The sequence below is a fragment of the Bacillus sp. FMQ74 genome, assembly GCF_001875785.1.
Taxonomy (GTDB): domain Bacteria; phylum Bacillota; class Bacilli; order Bacillales; family Bacillaceae; genus Bacillus; species Bacillus stercoris.
In genome coordinates, this window is the sequence record NZ_MOEO01000002.1 from 263,815 (window position 1) to 283,869 (window position 20,055).

At 43.7% G+C, this 20,055-nt stretch carries 16 protein-coding genes, 1 tRNA gene and 1 other annotated feature; of the genes, 14 read left to right on the top strand and 3 right to left on the bottom strand.

From position 1 onward, the window contains the following. The first annotated feature begins 42 nt into the window (after positions 1-42). Positions 43-116: transfer RNA gene (locus BLL41_RS05820), tRNA-Arg, on the top strand. A 63-nt stretch (positions 117-179) separates the two neighbouring features. On the opposite strand, the gene BLL41_RS05825 is transcribed toward BLL41_RS05820, so the two are convergent. From BLL41_RS05825 to cotQ, 3 genes are all read right to left on the bottom strand, one after another. Beyond that, on the bottom strand, positions 180-1,004 hold the full coding sequence (locus BLL41_RS05825; protein WP_071577111.1) for a YsnF/AvaK domain-containing protein: 825 nt from the start codon (positions 1,002-1,004) through the stop codon (positions 180-182). 168 nt (positions 1,005-1,172) lie between these two features. Then, a complete protein-coding gene (locus BLL41_RS05835) occupies positions 1,173-1,634 on the bottom strand; it encodes a GNAT family N-acetyltransferase (protein WP_071577112.1) in 462 nt (153 codons plus the stop codon). Positions 1,635-1,794: 160 nt separating this feature from the next. Further along, positions 1,795-2,130 carry an inner spore coat protein CotQ gene (gene cotQ / locus BLL41_RS05840; protein WP_071577113.1) on the bottom strand — a complete coding sequence of 112 codons (336 nt, stop codon included), beginning with the start codon at positions 2,128-2,130 and terminating at the stop codon, positions 1,795-1,797. A 447-nt stretch (positions 2,131-2,577) separates the two neighbouring features. Beyond that, positions 2,578-2,824, top strand: a binding site (T-box leader). Positions 2,825-2,945: 121 nt separating this feature from the next. On the opposite strand from cotQ, the gene ilvB reads away from it, so the two are divergent. From ilvB to yihA, 13 genes are all read left to right on the top strand, one after another. Next, the gene (ilvB, locus tag BLL41_RS05845; RefSeq protein ID WP_071577114.1) at positions 2,946-4,670 is read left to right on the top strand and encodes an acetolactate synthase large subunit; all 1,725 of its coding nucleotides are present in this window, start codon (positions 2,946-2,948) and stop codon (positions 4,668-4,670) included. Further along, positions 4,667-5,185, top strand: a complete 519-nt coding sequence (ilvN, locus tag BLL41_RS05850) for an acetolactate synthase small subunit (RefSeq protein ID WP_004399096.1) — start codon at positions 4,667-4,669, stop codon at positions 5,183-5,185. The genes ilvB and ilvN overlap by 4 nt, the downstream gene beginning before the upstream one ends. A gap of 23 nt (positions 5,186-5,208) precedes the next feature. Next, the gene (ilvC, locus tag BLL41_RS05855) at positions 5,209-6,237 is read left to right on the top strand and encodes a ketol-acid reductoisomerase (protein ID WP_003222549.1); all 1,029 of its coding nucleotides are present in this window, start codon (positions 5,209-5,211) and stop codon (positions 6,235-6,237) included. Further along, positions 6,224-7,780, top strand: a complete 1,557-nt coding sequence (locus tag BLL41_RS05860) for a 2-isopropylmalate synthase (RefSeq protein ID WP_071577115.1) — start codon at positions 6,224-6,226, stop codon at positions 7,778-7,780. The genes ilvC and BLL41_RS05860 overlap by 14 nt, the downstream gene beginning before the upstream one ends. A 20-nt stretch (positions 7,781-7,800) precedes the next feature. Next, complete coding sequence (leuB, locus tag BLL41_RS05865; protein WP_071577116.1) at positions 7,801-8,898, top strand: 3-isopropylmalate dehydrogenase; 1,098 nt, start codon at positions 7,801-7,803, stop codon at positions 8,896-8,898. Between the two features lie 50 nt (positions 8,899-8,948). Continuing rightward, positions 8,949-10,367 carry a 3-isopropylmalate dehydratase large subunit gene (gene leuC / locus BLL41_RS05870; RefSeq protein WP_071577117.1) on the top strand — a complete coding sequence of 473 codons (1,419 nt, stop codon included), beginning with the start codon at positions 8,949-8,951 and terminating at the stop codon, positions 10,365-10,367. 12 nt (positions 10,368-10,379) lie between these two features. Further along, the gene (gene leuD / locus BLL41_RS05875) at positions 10,380-10,979 is read left to right on the top strand and encodes a 3-isopropylmalate dehydratase small subunit (protein ID WP_071577118.1); all 600 of its coding nucleotides are present in this window, start codon (positions 10,380-10,382) and stop codon (positions 10,977-10,979) included. Positions 10,980-11,097: 118 nt separating this feature from the next. Then, positions 11,098-12,102 carry a DNA damage checkpoint antagonist DdcA gene (ddcA, locus tag BLL41_RS05880; RefSeq protein WP_071577119.1) on the top strand — a complete coding sequence of 335 codons (1,005 nt, stop codon included), beginning with the start codon at positions 11,098-11,100 and terminating at the stop codon, positions 12,100-12,102. Positions 12,103-12,329: 227 nt separating this feature from the next. Beyond that, positions 12,330-13,604, top strand: a complete 1,275-nt coding sequence (tig, locus tag BLL41_RS05885; RefSeq protein WP_071577120.1) for a trigger factor — start codon at positions 12,330-12,332, stop codon at positions 13,602-13,604. A 272-nt stretch (positions 13,605-13,876) separates the two neighbouring features. Beyond that, positions 13,877-15,139 (top strand): ATP-dependent protease ATP-binding subunit ClpX, encoded by a 1,263-nt coding sequence (gene clpX / locus BLL41_RS05890; protein WP_003229613.1) that lies wholly within the window; start codon positions 13,877-13,879, stop codon positions 15,137-15,139. 152 nt (positions 15,140-15,291) lie between these two features. Then, on the top strand, positions 15,292-16,950 hold the full coding sequence (gene lonB / locus BLL41_RS05895; RefSeq protein ID WP_071577121.1) for an ATP-dependent protease LonB: 1,659 nt from the start codon (positions 15,292-15,294) through the stop codon (positions 16,948-16,950). A 180-nt stretch (positions 16,951-17,130) separates the two neighbouring features. Further along, on the top strand, positions 17,131-19,455 hold the full coding sequence (gene lon, locus BLL41_RS05900; RefSeq protein WP_071577122.1) for an endopeptidase La: 2,325 nt from the start codon (positions 17,131-17,133) through the stop codon (positions 19,453-19,455). Further along, positions 19,452-20,039, top strand: a complete 588-nt coding sequence (gene yihA / locus BLL41_RS05905; protein WP_014114673.1) for a ribosome biogenesis GTP-binding protein YihA/YsxC — start codon at positions 19,452-19,454, stop codon at positions 20,037-20,039. Before lon ends, yihA begins: the two co-directional genes overlap by 4 nt. The last annotated feature ends 16 nt before the right edge of the window (positions 20,040-20,055 follow it).

The window sequence follows — 20,055 nt, forward strand, 5'->3', positions numbered from 1 at the left end:
CTTGTCGCTGATAGTTAAAGCGAAAAATAAAAAACAAAACGTGTCCCAGTAGCTCAGCTGGATAGAGCAACGGCCTTCTAAGCCGTCGGTCGGGAGTTCGAATCTCTCCTGGGACGTACCAAAAGAAAAACCTCAAATCCTAAATGGATTTGAGGTTTTTTGTTGTCGGCTTATGATTTTCATTTGTTATTTAACGGATCATCATCCAAGCCGTCAACTTTTCCTTCTTTATTCAGACGAGGTTCTTCTTTTTTCACAGTTTCAGAAATATGTTCATTTTCTTCAACAGTGCGTTTGCCGACAACCACTTCATCAGTGACAACCGGTTTTTTAGTCACTTCAAGCTTTTCCTCAACGATTGGCACTCTGATCTCTTCCGAATCGTTGACGGGAGAAGCATCCGCTTTATTTTCATCCACTGGCCGGCGTTCCACATAAATTTCATCATGTCTCACCGGGATGTCCATATCTCTTTTTTCTGTTTTCACTTCTTTTCCTATCTCTACTTCGCCGGTTTGAACGTCTTCTTTATCGACTTTCAGCTGTTCTTCCCGGAGCGGCATCGTTTTTTCTTCCTTCGTTGTATAATCCGCCATTTCATTTGTGCTTGAAAAGCCGCCTGAAAGGGCACTGCCGTTATCAAGAGGAGCATTTACATCTGCATCTGTATCGACGGCTACCAGAAGTTTTCCGTCATCCAAATCTTCTTGATACTTGTCTATTTCATCCGTTTTAATATCCAAATCGGATAATGTTTTGCTGTGTGTAGCAGTATCATCCATTGTGAAATAATCTTTCAGTTTATCGAAAAAAGATTCAGACTCGCCCTGATGTGCATCGATGGCTTGATTGACTTCTGTTCCTGTACGTGACTCCAAATAATCTGTATCTCGCCGGCTTGTTACAACAGAGATGTCGTCAGAATCATAGCCTTTTGTGAGTAAGCCTTCAATCGCTGCGATGGTTTCCTGCGGAGTTTCGAATACACCAACTATGCTTTTCATATCAATCTCCTCCTTCATGAATTTGCATGATATCGTTCATGTCGTTTGTAATTCCCGCTGTTCTTTGAATTAAACAAAATTGAAAACATTGGGCGGGTATCAAAAGGGTGAAAAGTGTGTAAATACAAAAAAATAGATAAGACAGACTTTCCTCTGTCTTATCTATCTTCATAGTTGCAGCTCCTTCGTTATAAACACACTGTTCGGATCTTCAACATAGTCTGCAAACGGTTCGCAATACTGAAAACCGAAGCTTTCATACAATTTTCTTGCCGGCTCAAATGAAGCCATTGAACCCGTTTCTAAGCTTAGTCGCTCATAACCTCGCTTCTTGGCTTCTTCAATGATGTGCTGGAGAACTTGTTTGGCAACGCCTTTTCTTAAATGTGATGCAGATGTTCGCATTGATTTGATTTCTCCGTGCCGGCTGTCCAGTTCTTTTAGCGCTCCGCAGCCGGCTAGTTCATCACCCTCCCATGCACTCCAAAATGTTATTTCAGGACCTCTTAGTTTCTCTAAACCTAAGGCATGGATGCTTTCCGGCGGGGACATAAGCGTCATGCTATGTAAATGTTCATTCACCAGTGAACCCACCTGATGTCCAGTTAAATCATCTATTTTGATATACATTTTATTCCTCCTCAAACATTCATCTTAAACATATTCCATCCTGTTTCCAACTATAAAGACAGAAAATCTGACAGTATTGAAGCACTTTTGGAATGTATGAGTTGCAGAAGTTGCTTGAAAGAAAAAAAGAGGCCGAAATCGTTGTTCGGCCCTTGTAGTCTTAATATCTAAAGCCTCCATGCACACCGGCTGTTCCGCTAAAACCGCCGACATGCGTCGCCGGAATACTGAACCCGCCGCTATGGCCGCTGAAGCCAGTGCCTGAAAATTGCTGCCCGAAAAAATCTGAAGTGTATGGATAAGAGGAGTACATAGCAGAGGGAGTGGTCAACGGGCTGTATGCCTGGCTGAATGGCTGACCGTATCCGTAGCCTCCAAATGGCTGCTGGCTTTGCTGGTAAAAGGCAGGGGCAGCAGGATAATACTGCTGCGGAAAGCTCGGGAAGCTTGGAAAGCCCGCAGGAAATCCTTGCATGTCTGCAAATGATTTATTCATCATATCACCTTTTCTTTGCAAGATACCATTAATGTATGCCGGGGGAATAATAGGAGTGCCTATCCGAATTGAAATGGTCTGCAAGATGATCTCTCAAACTCAATTCATATACGAATCATATTGCGTTATAAAATCTTACATGTTTATATAAAATTGAATAATTCTGGTGTAATCTTGATAGATTAATAAAAAAATTATAAAAACTTTTAATATTTGCAATTCCTTTTGTATCAATAATGAAAGCGTATACAATATAGTTTGATTAATCGAAATTGTCTAATAATTTTAAAAAATGCTGTTGACACTGCGTCCAAAGCGGCGTAATATGAGTTCAACAAAAGATAAACGCAAGCTTCACAAGCGAAAATGATCGCAATATGATTCTTAAAAATTGAAAAACAATCGACCTTCCTTGAACAGCTTGCAAGCCGTTCTGAAGGCTGAATATGAAAAGCGCAGATGAGGATAAGTAGCCTTGAAAAAGTTTTCCACAGAGAACCGGGTTAGCTGAGAACCGGCGAAGCTTTACAAGGTGAACTCGCCTCAGAGTGCCAGTCTGAAATGACAGTAGGACTTGGCCGGGTGAACTTGATTCACTCGTTACTAAAGCGGATAGAAATATCCATGAGACGGCCGACTAAAAGGCCGTAAACAAGGGTGGTACCGCGGAAAGAAAAGCCTTTTCGCCCCTTTTAGCTATCGCAGTTACTGCGCGGCTGATTGTGGGTGGAAGGGCTTTTTTTATTGAATAATCAGCTATATAGCTAATGAAAAGACGATCTTTAAAGGATGAAAATCCAAAAGGAGGAACTAAAATGGGGACTAATGTACAGGTGGATTCAGCATCTGCCAAATGTACACAGACGATGAGCGGAGCATTAATGCTGATTGAATCATTAAAAAAAGAGAAAGTAGAAATGATTTTCGGTTATCCGGGTGGGGCTGTGCTTCCGATTTACGATAAGCTATACAATTCAGGGTTGGTACATATCCTTCCCCGTCACGAACAAGGCGCGATTCATGCAGCGGAAGGATACGCAAGAGTCACTGGAAAACCGGGTGTCGTCATCGCCACATCAGGACCGGGAGCGACAAACCTTGTTACAGGCCTTGCTGATGCAATGATTGATTCATTGCCGTTAGTTGTCTTTACAGGGCAGGTAGCAACCTCTGTAATCGGGAGCGATGCATTTCAGGAAGCAGACATTTTAGGGATTACGATGCCAGTGACAAAACACAGCTACCAGGTTCGCCAGCCGGAAGATCTGCCGCGCATCATTAAAGAAGCGTTCCATATTGCAACAACTGGAAGACCCGGACCTGTATTAATTGATATTCCAAAAGATGTAGCAACAATTGAAGGAGAATTCAGCTACGATCATGAGATGAATCTCCCGGGATACCAGCCGACAACAGAGCCGAATTATTTGCAGATCCGCAAGCTTGTGGAAGCCGTGAGCAGTGCGAAAAAACCGGTGATCCTGGCGGGTGCGGGCGTACTGCACGGAAAAGCGTCAGAAGAATTAAAAAATTATGTCGAGCAGCAGCAAATCCCTGTGGCGCACACCCTTTTAGGGCTCGGAGGCTTCCCGGCTGACCATCCGCTTTTCCTAGGGATGGCGGGAATGCACGGGACGTATACAGCCAATATGGCCCTTCATGATTGTGATCTATTAATCAGCATTGGCGCCCGTTTTGATGACCGTGTCACAGGAAACCTGAAACACTTTGCCAGAAAAGCAAAGATCGCCCACATCGATATTGATCCAGCTGAAATCGGAAAAATCATGAAAACACAGATTCCTGTAGTCGGAGACAGCAAAATTGTCCTGCAGGAGCTGATCAAACAAGATGGCAAACCAAGCGATTCAAGCGAATGGAAAAAACAGCTCGCCGAATGGAAAGAAGAGTATCCGCTCTGGTATGAAGATAATGAAGTAGAAGGTTTTAAACCTCAGAAATTGATTGAATATATTCATCAATTTACAAAAGGAGAAGCCATTGTCGCCACGGATGTAGGCCAGCATCAAATGTGGTCAGCGCAATTTTATCCGTTTCAAAAAGCAGATAAATGGGTCACGTCAGGCGGACTTGGAACGATGGGATTCGGTCTTCCGGCGGCGATCGGTGCACAGCTGGCTGATAAAGATGCTACTGTCGTCGCGGTTGTCGGGGACGGCGGTTTCCAAATGACGCTTCAAGAACTCGATGTCATTCGTGAATTAAATCTTCCGGTCAAGGTAGTGATTTTAAATAACGCTTGTCTCGGAATGGTCAGACAGTGGCAGGAAATTTTCTATGAAGAACGCTATTCAGAATCTAAATTCGCTTCTCAGCCTGACTTCGTCAAATTGTCCGAAGCTTACGGCATTAAAGGCATCAGAATTTCATCAGAAGCGGAAGCGAAAGAAAAGCTGGAAGAGGCATTAACGTCAAGAGAACCTGTTGTCATTGATGTGCGGGTTGCCAGCGAAGAAAAAGTATTCCCGATGGTGGCTCCGGGAAAAGGGCTGCATGAAATGGTGGGGGTGAAACCTTGAAAAGAATTATCACATTGACTGTAGTGAACCGCTCAGGCGTGTTAAACCGGATCACCGGTCTATTTACAAAAAGGCATTACAACATTGAAAGCATTACAGTTGGACACACAGAAACAGCGGGCGTTTCCAGAATCACCTTTGTCGTTCACGTTGAAGGAGAAAATGATGTTGAACAGTTAACAAAACAGCTCAACAAACAGATTGATGTGCTGAAAGTCACAGACATCACAAATCAATCGATTGTCCAGAGGGAGCTGGCCTTAATCAAGGTCGTCTCCGCACCTTCAACGAGAACAGAGATTAATGGAATTATAGAGCCGTTCAGAGCCTCTGTCGTTGATGTCAGCAGAGACAGCATCGTTGTTCAGGTGACAGGCGAATCTAACAAAATTGAAGCGCTTATTGAATTGTTGAAACCTTATGGCATTAAAGAAATCGCGAGAACAGGTACAACGGCTTTTGCGAGGGGTACCCAGCAAAAGGCGTCATCCAATAAAACAATATCTATTGTATAAAACATAACAAGGGAGAGATTGAAATGGTAAAAGTATATTATAACGGTGATATCAAAGAGAACGTATTGGCTGGCAAAACAGTAGCGGTTATCGGATACGGTTCGCAAGGCCACGCACATGCCCTGAACCTTAAAGAAAGCGGAGTAGACGTGATCGTCGGTGTTAGACAAGGAAAATCTTTCACGCAAGCCCAAGAAGACGGACATAAAGTATTTTCAGTAAAAGAAGCGGCGGCCCAAGCCGAAATCATCATGGTTCTGCTTCCTGATGAACAGCAGCAAAAAGTATACGAAGCTGAAATCAAAGATGAATTGACAGCAGGAAAATCATTAGTATTTGCTCACGGATTTAACGTACATTTCCATCAAATTGTTCCTCCGGCGGATGTAGATGTATTCTTGGTAGCGCCTAAAGGCCCGGGACACTTGGTCAGAAGAACATATGAGCAAGGAGCCGGCGTACCTGCATTGTTCGCAATCTATCAAGATGTGACTGGAGAAGCAAGAGACAAAGCTCTCGCATATGCAAAAGGAATCGGCGGCGCAAGGGCGGGCGTATTAGAAACGACATTTAAAGAAGAAACAGAAACAGATTTGTTCGGTGAGCAAGCGGTTCTTTGCGGCGGATTAAGCGCGCTTGTCAAAGCTGGATTTGAAACATTAACTGAAGCAGGTTATCAGCCTGAACTTGCATACTTCGAGTGTCTTCATGAGCTGAAATTAATCGTAGACCTTATGTACGAAGAAGGACTTGCAGGAATGAGATATTCAATTTCTGACACAGCACAGTGGGGAGATTTCGTATCAGGACCTCGTGTTGTGGATGCTAAAGTAAAAGAATCGATGAAAGAAGTATTAAAAGATATCCAAAACGGTACATTCGCAAAAGAATGGATCGTCGAAAACCAAGTAAACCGTCCTCGTTTCAACGCTATCAATGCAAGCGAGAACGAACATCAAATCGAAGTAGTGGGAAGAAAGCTTCGTGAAATGATGCCGTTTGTGAAACAAGGCAAGAAGAAGGAAGCGGTGGTCTCCGTTGCGCAAAATTAATTTTTTCGATACGACGCTTCGTGATGGTGAACAGTCCCCTGGAGTGAACTTGAATACACAGGAGAAACTTGCCATAGCTAAGCAGCTCGAAAGACTCGGGGCAGATATCATTGAAGCGGGATTTCCCGCTTCGTCCCGAGGTGACTTTTTAGCTGTTCAGGAAATCGCTAGAACCATTAAAAATTGTTCAGTGACTGGTCTGGCCCGTTGTGTAAAAGGTGATATTGATGCTGCTTGGGAAGCGTTAAAGGATGGTGCTTACCCGAGAATTCATGTTTTTATCGCCACATCGGACATTCATTTGAAACACAAGCTGAAAATGACACGTGAGCAAGTGATTGAAAGAGCAGTTGAAATGGTGACATACGCAAAAGAACGTTTTCCGGTTGTGCAATGGTCAGCTGAAGATGCCTGCCGCACTGAACTGCCGTTTCTGGCAGAAATCGTCGAGAAAGTGATTGACGCAGGCGCCAGTGTTATCAATCTTCCAGACACTGTCGGCTACCTGGCTCCAGCGGAATACGGAAATATCTTTAAATATATCAAGGAAAACGTTCCGAACATTCACAAAGCAAAGCTTTCAGCTCATTGTCATGATGATTTGGGAATGGCAGTTGCAAACTCTCTTGCTGCGATTGAAAATGGCGCTGATCAAATTGAATGCGCTGTGAACGGGATCGGTGAAAGAGCCGGAAACGCGGCATTAGAGGAAATTGCCGTTGCCCTTCATATCAGAAAAGATTTCTACCAAGTCGAAACAGGTATTACATTGAATGAGATTAAGAGAACAAGCGATTTAGTAAGCAAGCTGACCGGCATGGCTGTCCCGCGCAATAAAGCAGTTGTGGGCGATAATGCATTTGCCCATGAATCAGGCATCCATCAGGACGGCTTTTTAAAAGAGAAATCAACTTATGAAATTATTTCACCGGAGCTTGTTGGTGTAACCGCAGATGCGCTTGTCCTAGGTAAACATTCTGGACGCCACGCATTTAAAGACCGGCTGACTGCTTTAGGATTCCAATTTGACAGTGAAGAGATTAATAAATTCTTTACGATGTTTAAAGAGTTGACTGAGAAGAAAAAGGAAATCACTGATGAGGATCTTGTTTCTCTTATTTTAGAAGAAAAAGTAACAGATCGCAAGATTGGGTATGAATTTCTTTCTCTGCAAGTACATTACGGAACTAGTCAGGTCCCTACGGCTACTCTTTCTTTGAAAAATCAAGAAAACGGTGAGCTTATTCAGGAAGCTGCAACTGGGGCCGGAAGCGTGGAAGCAATCTACAACACGCTCGAGCGTTGCATTGATAAAGACGTAGAGCTCTTAGACTACCGCATTCAGTCTAACAGAAAAGGCGAAGATGCATTTGCCCAGGTGTATGTAAGAGTTTTGGTGAACGGAAAAGAATCAGCAGGGCGGGGCATAGCGCAAGACGTATTAGAAGCATCAGCGAAAGCCTATTTGAACGCAGTAAACCGTCAATTGGTTTTCGAGTCGAATATGAGCGGATTGAAAAACCACACAGCTGTCGGATCATAAAAGAAAGGAGAACGGTTAACTTGAAGAAACGTATTGCTCTATTGCCCGGAGACGGGATCGGCCCTGAAGTATTAGAATCAGCGACAGACGTACTGAAAAGTGTTGCCGAACGCTTTAACCATGAATTTGAATTTGAATATGGCCTGATCGGAGGGGCGGCGATTGACAAACATAACAACCCCCTCCCAGAGGAAACCGTTGCCGCTTGTAAAAATGCAGACGCGATATTGCTTGGCGCTGTCGGCGGACCGAAATGGGATCAAAACCCTTCGGAGCTGAGACCGGAAAAAGGGCTGCTCAGCATCAGAAAACAGCTTGATTTGTTTGCGAATTTACGGCCAGTGAAGGTGTTTGAAAGCCTTTCTGACGCTTCGCCTTTGAAAAAAGAATACATCGATAATGTTGATTTTGTTATCGTCCGTGAGCTGACAGGCGGCTTGTATTTCGGCCAGCCGAGCAAACGCTATGTAAACACTGAAGGTGAGCAGGAAGCAGTAGACACCCTGTTTTATAAGCGGACGGAAATTGAACGCGTGATCAGAGAGGGCTTTAAAATGGCAGCAGCCAGAAAAGGAAAAGTAACCTCTGTTGATAAAGCAAACGTTCTAGAATCAAGCAGACTGTGGCGTGAAGTGGCTGAGGACGTTGCAAAAGATTTTCCTGATGTAAAGCTGGAGCACATGCTTGTGGATAACGCAGCCATGCAGCTGATTTATGCACCGAATCAATTTGATGTCGTGGTGACTGAAAATATGTTTGGTGACATTTTAAGCGATGAAGCGTCGATGCTTACAGGCTCACTCGGAATGCTCCCGTCAGCCAGCCTATCAAGCTCAGGTCTTCATCTGTTTGAGCCTGTTCATGGCTCCGCGCCTGATATTGCCGGCAAAGGGATGGCAAATCCATTCGCGGCCATATTGTCAGCGGCAATGCTTTTGAGAACATCTTTCGGGCTTGAAGAGGAAGCGAAAGCTGTAGAAGATGCGGTAAACAAAGTCTTGGCTTCCGGAAAAAGAACAAGAGACTTGGCACGAGGTGAAGAGTTCAGCGGCACTCAGGCCATTACGGAGGAAGTTAAGGCAGCAATCATGAGTGAAAATACAATTTCTAATGTGTGACAGCTTACGATAAGCGGTCTTAGTTCATAGGTAGAGGGAGGAAATAAAAGATGATGCCTCGAACAATCATCGAAAAGATTTGGGATCAGCATATTGTAAAGCATGGTGAGGGAAAACCCGATCTTCTCTATATTGATTTGCATCTCATTCATGAGGTGACGTCTCCTCAGGCATTTGAAGGTTTGAGACAAAAGGGAAGAAAGGTCAGAAGACCCCAAAACACATTTGCGACAATGGACCATAACATCCCGACCATCAATCGTTTTGAGATAAAGGATGAAGTTGCGAAACGCCAAGTAACGGCGCTTGAAAGAAACTGTGAGGAATTTGGCGTGCGTCTTGCCGATCTTCACAGTGTGGATCAAGGGATTGTCCATGTCGTTGGCCCTGAACTGGGCTTAACGCTTCCAGGGAAAACGATCGTGTGCGGTGACAGTCATACATCGACACATGGCGCTTTCGGCGCTCTTGCATTTGGAATCGGGACGAGTGAAGTTGAACATGTCCTTTCCACACAGACTCTTTGGCAGCAGCGTCCGAAAACACTTGAAGTGCGCGTAGATGGAATGCTTCAAAAAGGGGTCACGGCAAAGGATGTCATTCTTGCTGTCATCGGCAAATACGGTGTGAAATTCGGCACTGGCTACGTCATTGAATACACTGGGGAAGTATTCAGAAATATGACGATGGATGAACGAATGACCGTTTGCAACATGTCAATTGAAGCAGGAGCAAGAGCAGGTTTGATTGCACCTGACGAGGTAACGTTTGAATATTGCAAAAATCGCAAGTACACGCCAAAAGGCGAAGAATTTGACAAGGCCGTAGAGGAATGGAAAGCGCTGCGCACAGACCCGGGCGCTGTTTACGATAAATCTATCGTCCTTGACGGCAACGACATTTCTCCTATGGTGACATGGGGCATTAACCCGGGAATGGTTCTTCCTGTCGATTCTGAAGTTCCTGCGCCGGAAAGCTTTTCTGCAGAAGATGACAAAAAAGAAGCGATTAGAGCTTATGAATATATGGGACTGACTCCCCATCAGAAAATTGAAGACATTAAAGTGGAGCACGTATTTATCGGTTCCTGCACAAATTCCCGCATGACTGACCTTCGTCAGGCTGCTGATATGATCAAAGGGAAGAAGGTAGCTGACAGCGTTAGAGCCATCGTCGTGCCAGGATCCCAAAGTGTGAAGCTTCAGGCTGAAAAAGAAGGGCTTGACCAGATTTTCTTGGAAGCTGGATTTGAATGGAGAGAGTCAGGCTGCAGCATGTGTTTGAGTATGAATAATGATGTTGTTCCTGAGGGAGAGCGCTGTGCGTCAACTTCTAACCGCAACTTTGAGGGCAGACAAGGAAAAGGTGCAAGAACGCATCTCGTCAGCCCGGCAATGGCTGCGATGGCTGCCATTCACGGACACTTCGTTGATGTCAGAAAGTTTTATCAGGAAAAAACAGTTGTGTAAGGAGTGCGCGAGATGGAACCTTTGAAATCACATACGGGGAAAGCGGCCGTATTAAATCGGATCAATATTGATACTGACCAGATTATTCCTAAACAATTTTTGAAGAGGATTGAAAGAACAGGCTACGGGCGTTTTGCATTTTTTGACTGGAGATATGATGCGAATGGTGAACCGAACCTTGAATTTGAATTAAACAAGCCTGTTTATCAAGGAGCTTCCATTTTAATAGCAGGAGAAAACTTCGGCTGTGGATCATCGCGCGAACACGCTCCGTGGGCGCTTGATGATTATGGGTTTAAAATTATCATTGCGCCGTCATTTGCTGATATTTTCCATCAGAACTGCTTTAAAAACGGGATGCTTCCGATCCGCATGCCATATGACAATTGGAAACAGCTTGTCAGCCAGTATGAAAACCAGTCATTGCAAATGACTGTTGACCTTGAAAATCAGCTGATTCATGACAGTGAAGGCAATCAAATTTCATTTGAAGTTGATCCGCATTGGAAAGAGATGCTCATCAACGGATATGATGAAATTTCATTAACGCTGCTGCTTGAAGATGAAATCAAGCGATTTGAATCGAAAAGAAGCTCTTGGCTTCAAGCCTGAAGAAGCGGCCGGTATTTGTCCGGCTGCTTTTTTTGCCTGGTGAAACCTTTCATTTCTTGTGTTTATTCACAGGTGTTGATACACTTGAACAAAATAAATGCCTGAAAGGAATATAGGTATGACGCATGACAAGAAGAACGCAAAAATTATTCCTTTTCCTCATCTGAAAGACCGCCTTGTGGAAAAAGGGATGTCATCACTCAAGGAAAAAAAGTATCAAGAAGCGCTTGAGCTGTTTTCAGAAGCGATGAACTATGATGATACTGAATCTGACCTTCACTTAGGGATGGCCATCTGCTTTTTAGAACTGGGCGAGCTGGAAGAGGCAAAAAGCGTGTGTGAAAAGATGCTCAAAGAAGGTTATGGCCATTATTTTACGGTTTTGCAAGTGTACATGACCATCTTAATTCAGCTCAAAAAATACGAAGAAGTCAAAAGCACCATTGAAGCCGTTTTGGAAGAAAATCAGCTGCCGGCAGAAAGCGCCGAACAATTTTACAAGCTGCTTGATTTCAGCCGGAGAATGACCGACCCGGATCGTGAGGACGAGGCTTGGGCCGAAGAATACGAGGATACAATTGACACCGAGAAAGTGCTGGCAAGCCCTGAGGAGCAAATGAATCTCATTCATTCCTTAAAAGACCGTAACGTAGCAAAGTATACAGGGTTGCTCAAAACAATCCTTCAAGACCCCTCAGCCCACCCGATTATCAAAACGATGATTGTCATGCTGTTGGCCGAGCATGAGTACAGTAAACCCGTGCACATTAGTAAATTTGGCGAGTCGTTGACAATTGAACCGTCTGAGATTGTCCCGCCTGATGCCGCTCCGATTCTGCACCGTGTTCTCAGGGTGCTGGATGAGACACTTGGAAATGAAAATCCAACCTTATATGCGGCAGTAGAAGAATTGTGGAGAAGACATTTATACGTTTTATATCCGTTCCAGCCGAAATTGCTGTCGGCTGATCTTTGGGCGGCTGCCCTGCATAAAGTCGGCTACGAGATGCACGGGATTGAAATTGAAAGAGAAGAACTTCATATGATGTATGAATGTACCGACAGAGAACTCGATGAAGCTTGCACAATGATAAAAGATATTGAAGAAATTTCTTATTTGTAAATCACGCCATATAGTTGAAAGCGCTATGTGTTATGTTATAATATAGTGGTTGTATTTATGTATAACGGGTTATAAGAAATACGGTTGGACAGGCTTTGCAGTTCATTATTAACATCTATACATAATGATTCTGATCTTTGGCAGCTTTGTTTTTGTTGGACGAAGCCGAATGATTGCTTTAGAATGGAAGACCGACACAACCTGAATAGATTTTTGGAGGGAAACACATGTCTGTAAAATGGGAAAAACAAGAAGGCAACGAAGGCGTTTTAACGGTTGAAGTTGATGCTGAAACGTTTAAAACAGCACTTGATGATGCATTTAAAAAAGTAGTAAAACAAGTTTCAATTCCTGGTTTCCGTAAAGGTAAAATTCCTCGCGGATTATTCGAACAGCGCTTTGGCGTAGAAGCTCTTTACCAAGATGCTTTGGATATTCTTCTTCCTGTAGAATACCCTAAAGCGGTTGAAGAAGCTGGAATCGAGCCTGTAGACCGTCCTGAAATCGATGTTGAAAAAATCGAAAAAGGCGAAAGCTTAATCTTCACTGCGAAAGTAACAGTAAAACCTGAAGTGAAGCTTGGCGACTACAAAAGCTTAGGCATTGAAAAAGACGACACAACTGTAACTGACGAAGATGTTCAAAACGAACTAAAAGCGCTTCAAGAGCGTCAAGCTGAGCTTGTTGTAAAAGAAGAAGGCGCTGTTGAAGAAGGAAACACAGTTGTTCTTGATTTCGAAGGATTCGTTGACGGCGAAGCATTCGAAGGCGGAAAAGCTGAAAACTACTCTCTAGAAGTAGGTTCTGGTTCATTCATCCCTGGCTTCGAAGATCAATTAGTTGGCCTTGAAGCAGGTGCTGAGAAGGATGTTGAAGTGACATTCCCTGAAGAGTACCACGCTGAAGATCTTGCAGGCAAACCAGCTGTGTTCAAAGTGAAAATTCACGAAATCAAAGCGAAAGAGCTTCCTGAGCTTGACGATGAATTCGCTAAAGATATCGATGAAGAAGTGGAAACACTCGCTGAATTAACTGAAAAAAGTAAGAAACGTTTAGAAGAAGCGAAAGAAAACGAAGCTGACGCTAAATTGCGTGAAGAGCTTGTTCTGAAAGCTTCTGAAAATGCGGAAATCGATGTGCCTCAAGCAATGGTCGACACTGAGCTTGACCGCATGCTGAAAGAATTCGAACAGCGTCTTCAAATGCAAGGCATGAACCTTGAGCTTTACACTCAATTCTCAGGCCAAGATGAAGCTGCGTTAAAAGAGCAAATGAAAGAAGATGCTGAAAAACGCGTAAAATCTAACCTGACTCTTGAGGCGATTGCGAAAGCGGAAAACCTTGAAGTATCAGATGAGGAAGTTGATGCTGAGCTTACAAAAATGGCTGAAGCATACAACATGCCTGTTGAAAATATTAAACAAGCCATCGGTTCTACTGACGCGATGAAAGAAGATTTAAAAGTTCGCAAAGCAATTGATTTTCTTGTAGAAAACCGTTAATATGGTGCATAATAATAGTACTAATAAAACAGGGCGCGAATCATTCGTGCCTTGTTTTGTACAATTATGAGTTATCTCTTTTTCTTGGGGCAAGATAGTTAATGCAGGGCAGTTTTTTGTCATACATATAGAATGTGCAAGTCAGAAACACATTGTTACCGTCTTTTTGGAAAGTATGGTAAAATGCAATACATACTCGTTTCGTTTCAAGAATCATTTTCTTTTGCTCTGCCGGTAAAAGAAAAAGTGAGACAAGATTAAGGGGTGAAAGAATGTTTAAATTTAACGAGGAAAAAGGACAATTGAAATGCTCGTTCTGTGGAAAAACACAAGATCAGGTTCGTAAGCTTGTAGCTGGGCCTGGTGTATATATATGTGACGAATGTATCGAACTCTGCACTGAAATTGTAGAGGAAGAACTCGGAACAGAAGAAGAAGTAGAATTTAAAGACGTACCAAAGCCTCAGGAAATTCGTGAAATTTTGAATGAATATGTCATCGGCCAAGATCAAGCGAAGAAATCACTTGCTGTTGCTGTCTATAACCACTATAAGCGCATCAACTCCAACAGCAAAGTCGATGATGTTGAGCTTTCAAAAAGTAATATTTCATTAATCGGACCTACAGGAAGCGGTAAAACCCTTCTGGCGCAAACGTTGGCTCGCATTTTAAATGTGCCGTTTGCGATTGCAGACGCTACATCTTTGACTGAAGCTGGATACGTGGGTGAAGATGTAGAGAATATTCTCTTGAAACTCATCCAAGCTGCTGATTATGATGTGGAAAAAGCCGAAAAAGGCATTATCTATATTGATGAAATCGATAAAGTGGCTAGAAAATCTGAAAACCCGTCTATCACACGTGACGTGTCAGGTGAGGGCGTGCAGCAGGCATTGCTTAAAATTCTTGAGGGTACAGTGGCAAGCGTGCCGCCGCAAGGAGGACGTAAGCATCCTCATCAAGAATTCATTCAAATTGACACAACAAATATTTTGTTCATTTGCGGCGGAGCTTTCGATGGTATCGAACAAATCATCAAACGCCGTTTAGGCCAAAAAGTGATTGGTTTCGGTGCCGACAACAAAGCTGCTGATCTTGAGAAAGAAGATCTTCTTTCAAAAGTGCTTCCTGAAGATTTGCTCCGCTTCGGATTAATTCCTGAGTTTATCGGACGTCTTCCGGTTATTGCAAGCCTTGAAAAGCTGGACGAAGAAGCTTTGGTTGCGATCTTAACAAAACCGAAAAACGCTCTTGTTAAGCAATTCAAGAAAATGCTTGAGCTTGACAACGTTGAGCTTGAGTTTGAAGAAGAAGCGCTTTCTGAAATTGCTAAAAAAGCGATTGAACGCAAGACTGGCGCACGCGGACTCCGTTCTATCATTGAAGGCATCATGCTTGATGTGATGTTTGAGCTGCCTTCTCGTGATGACATTGAAAAATGTGTGATTACCGGGGCAACTGTGACACATGGAGAGCCTCCTCGCCTCTTATTAAAAGACGGCACTGAGGTAAGCCAAGATAAAACATCTGCATAAAGATAAACACAAACCTCCTGAATGTAACCATTCAGGAGGTTTTTTTGCATGTAAACTCTTCCGGAAAAACGTTTATTCCTGCCTCCTGTGGGAGATACTAGCAATCAGAGGAATGAATTGGATACATAAATTGTTTTTCAGGAGGGACCACCATGAGTTGGACAGGGATCGCGTTATTTATTCAGCTGTTTTTTGGGATCATCATTGGTTTGTATTTTTGGAATTTGCTTAAAAATCAAAGGACACAAAAGGTCACGATAGATAAAGAATCAAAGAAGGAAATGGAGCAGCTTCGGAAAATGCGCGCCATCAGCTTGTCCGAGCCATTATCTGAGAAGGTCCGCCCCAAAAGCTTTCAAGATATTGTCGGACAGGAAGACGGTATTAAAGCATTAAAGGCGGCTTTGTGCGGACCGAATCCTCAGCATGTCATTGTCTATGGACCACCGGGAGTTGGAAAAACGGCTGCTGCGCGGCTTGTGTTGGAAGAAGCAAAAAAACATAAACAATCACCGTTTAAAGAGCAAGCTGTTTTTGTGGAACTCGATGCGACAACAGCCCGTTTTGATGAAAGAGGAATTGCCGATCCGCTCATCGGCTCTGTTCATGACCCGATATACCAAGGGGCCGGAGCAATGGGGCAGGCTGGGATACCGCAGCCGAAGCAGGGAGCTGTCACTCATGCCCATGGCGGTGTGCTGTTTATTGATGAAATAGGGGAGCTGCATCCTATTCAAATGAATAAAATGCTGAAGGTGCTTGAGGACAGAAAAGTCTTTTTAGACAGTGCGTATTACAGTGAGGAAAATACACAAATTCCGAATCACATTCATGATATTTTTCAAAATGGGCTGCCGGCTGATTTTCGCCTCATTGGCGCGACCACAAGAATGCCAAACGAAATTCCGCCAGCTATCAGGTCCCGCTGTTTGGAGGTTTTTTTCCGCGAGCTCGAAAAGGACGAACTGAAAACTGTTGCCAAAACAGCAGCGGATAAAATTGAAAAAAATATCTCTGAAGAAGGCCTGGATCTGCTGACCAGCTATACGCGGAACGGACGGGAAGCTGTCAATATGATTCAAATTGCAGCGGGGATGGCTGTTACGGAGAATCGGAAGGACATTACCATTGAGGATATTGAATGGGTTATCCACTCCAGTCAGCTTACACCGAAGCACGAGCAAAAAATCGGTGTTGAACCGCAGGTCGGCATTGTAAATGGGCTTGCAGTCTATGGGCCTAACAGCGGGTCGCTTCTGGAAATCGAAGTAAGTGTAACCGCAGCTCAAGATAAAGGATCAATTAATATCACAGGAATAGCTGAAGAAGAAAGCATCGGCAGCCAATCAAAATCAATCAGGCGAAAAAGCATGGCGAAGGGTTCGGTTGAAAATGTGTTAACCGTGCTCCGGACAATGGGAATGAAGCCGTCTGATTATGATATTCACATCAATTTCCCAGGAGGGATTCCGATTGATGGGCCGTCAGCTGGCATCGCGATGGCGGCGGGGATATTCTCGGCGATACACAAAATTCCTATTGACAATACCGTTGCGATGACAGGCGAAATCAGCTTGAACGGTCTTGTAAAACCTATCGGAGGCGTTATTCCGAAAATAAAAGCGGCCAAGCAGTCCGGTGCGAAAAAGGTGATTATCCCGCATGAAAATCAGCAGGCGATCTTAAAGCAGATTGACGGAATCGAGATTATTGCAGTGAAGACGTTCCAAGAAGTGCTTGATGAAATTTTAGTGAATCCGCCAACGGAACAAAAACCGTTTCATATTGAAATTAATAAAGAATCCGTTTAAACCCTATTTTGATAATAGGGTTTTTTTCATGAAGGACATCTTTTCCTTTTTCATATCAGAAAGAAAGGGTATACTACGAGGAGACTGCTTTATAGAAAATGGAACCATGCCGTTTATTGTACAAGGATGAAAAAGTTGTATTATAATGGTTCATACTAAAGTCACGGAGGTGTCAGTCACATGGCAGAAGAATTAAAACGCAGCATCCCGCTCCTCCCTTTAAGAGGTTTATTAGTGTACCCGACGATGGTTTTGCATTTAGATGTAGGACGTGACAAGTCGGTTCAGGCTCTTGAACAGGCAATGATGCATGATCATATGATATTTTTAGCCACTCAGCAGGATATTTCGATAGACGAACCTGGTGAAGACGAGATTTTCACTGTCGGCACCTATACAAAAATTAAGCAAATGCTGAAGCTTCCGAACGGTACGATTCGTGTGTTGGTGGAGGGCCTCAAGCGCGCCCAAATCGTCAAATATAATGAACACGAGGATTACACGTCGGTCGACATTCAACTTATTCATGAAGATGATTCAAAAGATACAGAAGACGAAGCTTTGATGCGGACGTTGCTAGACCACTTTGATCAGTACATAAAAATTTCTAAAAAAATCTCGGCCGAAACGTACGCCGCGGTTACTGATATCGAAGAGCCGGGGAGGATGGCAGACATCGTTGCTTCTCATCTGCCCCTTAAACTAAAGGATAAGCAGGATATTTTGGAAACGGCTGATGTCAAAGACAGGCTGAACAAGGTCATTGATTTTATTAATAATGAAAAAGAAGTGCTGGAGATTGAGAAAAAAATCGGCCAGCGTGTCAAACGTTCGATGGAGCGTACGCAGAAGGAATACTACTTGCGTGAACAGATGAAGGCGATCCAAAAAGAGCTTGGCGATAAAGAAGGCAAAACTGGCGAAGTTCAGACGCTGACTGAAAAAATTGAAGAAGCAGGCATGCCTGATCATGTGAAGGAAACAGCGCTTAAGGAATTGAACCGATATGAAAAAATTCCGTCAAGTTCTGCGGAAAGCTCCGTAATTCGCAACTATATCGACTGGCTGATTGCTCTTCCTTGGACGGATGAAACAGATGATAAGCTTGATTTGAAAGAAGCAGGACGTCTCTTGGACGAAGAGCATCACGGACTTGAAAAAGTAAAAGAACGTATTTTAGAATATTTGGCTGTCCAGAAGCTGACAAAATCCCTGAAAGGCCCGATCCTCTGTTTGGCAGGACCTCCAGGTGTCGGAAAGACGTCTTTAGCCAAATCAATTGCAAAAAGCTTGGGACGGAAATTCGTCAGAATCTCACTCGGAGGAGTACGGGATGAATCAGAGATCCGCGGACACAGACGAACCTATGTCGGAGCAATGCCAGGACGGATTATTCAGGGGATGAAAAAAGCCGGTAAGCTGAATCCGGTTTTCTTATTAGACGAAATTGACAAAATGTCATCTGATTTTAGAGGAGACCCGTCATCTGCTATGCTTGAAGTGCTTGATCCAGAGCAAAACAGCAGCTTCAGTGATCACTATATTGAAGAAACTTTTGATTTATCAAAAGTGCTGTTTATCGCAACGGCGAACAATTTGGCTACAATTCCGGGCCCGCTTAGAGACAGAATGGAAATTATTAATATCGCAGGCTACACAGAAATAGAAAAACTCGAAATCGTAAAGGATCACTTGCTTCCAAAGCAGATCAAAGAACACGGGCTGAAGAAAAGCAACTTGCAGCTGCGTGATCAGGCGATTCTTGATATTATCCGCTACTATACGAGAGAAGCTGGTGTAAGAAGCCTTGAACGCCAGCTTGCCGCAATTTGCCGTAAAGCTGCAAAAGCCATTGTTGCTGAAGAGCGAAAACGGATTACGGTTACTGAGAAGAACCTTCAAGATTTTATCGGAAAACGCATTTTCAGATATGGACAAGCTGAAACAGAGGATCAAGTTGGTGTAGTGACAGGGCTTGCATATACAACCGTTGGCGGAGATACGCTTTCAATTGAAGTATCGCTTTCACCGGGAAAAGGGAAATTAATCCTGACTGGAAAGCTCGGAGATGTAATGAGAGAGTCAGCTCAGGCAGCATTCAGCTATGTGCGATCCAAAACAGAAGAACTTGGCATTGAACCTGACTTTCATGAGAAGTATGATATTCATATACATGTACCAGAGGGTGCGGTGCCTAAAGATGGTCCGTCAGCCGGCATTACGATGGCAACAGCGCTTGTTTCTGCTTTAACGGGACGGGCGGTTTCGCGTGAAGTCGGCATGACTGGGGAAATCACGCTTCGCGGGCGCGTGCTGCCGATCGGCGGATTGAAGGAAAAAGCGCTTGGCGCACATAGAGCGGGATTGAAGACCATTATTGCGCCTAAAGAGAATGAAAAAGATATAGAGGATATTCCTGAAAGCGTCAGAGAGGGGCTGACATTTATATTGGCATCCCACCTAGACGAAGTTTTGGAACATGCCTTAGTAGGAGAGAAGAAATGAAAGTCACAAAGTCAGAAATCGTGATCAGTGCAGTAAAACCGGAACAGTACCCTGAAGGAGGGCTTCCGGAAATTGCATTGGCCGGAAGATCAAACGTAGGAAAATCGTCTTTTATCAATTCATTAATCAATCGCAAAAATCTTGCGAGAACATCATCAAAGCCTGGAAAAACACAAACGCTTAATTTCTACATTATCAATGATGAGCTGCATTTTGTGGATGTGCCGGGGTACGGTTTTGCCAAAGTGTCAAAGTCTGAGCGTGAAGCTTGGGGCAGAATGATTGAAACCTATATCACAACACGCGAGGAATTAAAAGCAGTGGTACAGATCGTTGATTTGCGGCATGCGCCATCCAATGATGATGTACAGATGTATGAATTCTTAAAGTATTACGGCATTCCTGTTATTATTATCGCTACAAAGGCGGATAAGATCCCGAAAGGAAAATGGGACAAACACGCGAAGGTTGTCCGACAAACATTAAATATTGATCCGGAAGACGAGCTGATTCTCTTTTCCTCAGAGACGAAAAAGGGGAAAGACGAAGCTTGGGGAGCGATCAAAAAAATGATAAACCGGTAGAGGGTCCTCTACCGGT

Bases quoted from the DNA above. Each gene is read 5' to 3' on its own strand.
- leuC (WP_071577117.1), top strand. From the start codon at position 8,949: ATGATGCCTCGAACAATCATCGAAAAGATTTGGGATCAGCATATTGTA.
- clpX (WP_003229613.1), top strand. From the start codon at position 13,877: ATGTTTAAATTTAACGAGGAAAAAGGACAATTGAAATGCTCGTTCTGT.
- lon (WP_071577122.1), top strand. From the start codon at position 17,131: ATGGCAGAAGAATTAAAACGCAGCATCCCGCTCCTCCCTTTAAGAGGT.
- yihA (WP_014114673.1), top strand. From the start codon at position 19,452: ATGAAAGTCACAAAGTCAGAAATCGTGATCAGTGCAGTAAAACCGGAA.
- tig (WP_071577120.1), top strand. From the start codon at position 12,330: ATGTCTGTAAAATGGGAAAAACAAGAAGGCAACGAAGGCGTTTTAACG.
- lonB (WP_071577121.1), top strand. From the start codon at position 15,292: ATGAGTTGGACAGGGATCGCGTTATTTATTCAGCTGTTTTTTGGGATC.
- ilvB (WP_071577114.1), top strand. From the start codon at position 2,946: ATGGGGACTAATGTACAGGTGGATTCAGCATCTGCCAAATGTACACAG.
- leuD (WP_071577118.1), top strand. From the start codon at position 10,380: ATGGAACCTTTGAAATCACATACGGGGAAAGCGGCCGTATTAAATCGG.
- BLL41_RS05835 (WP_071577112.1), bottom strand. From the start codon at position 1,634: ATGTATATCAAAATAGATGATTTAACTGGACATCAGGTGGGTTCACTG.
- BLL41_RS05825 (WP_071577111.1), bottom strand. From the start codon at position 1,004: ATGAAAAGCATAGTTGGTGTATTCGAAACTCCGCAGGAAACCATCGCA.
- cotQ (WP_071577113.1), bottom strand. From the start codon at position 2,130: ATGAATAAATCATTTGCAGACATGCAAGGATTTCCTGCGGGCTTTCCA.
- ddcA (WP_071577119.1), top strand. From the start codon at position 11,098: ATGACGCATGACAAGAAGAACGCAAAAATTATTCCTTTTCCTCATCTG.
- ilvC (WP_003222549.1), top strand. From the start codon at position 5,209: ATGGTAAAAGTATATTATAACGGTGATATCAAAGAGAACGTATTGGCT.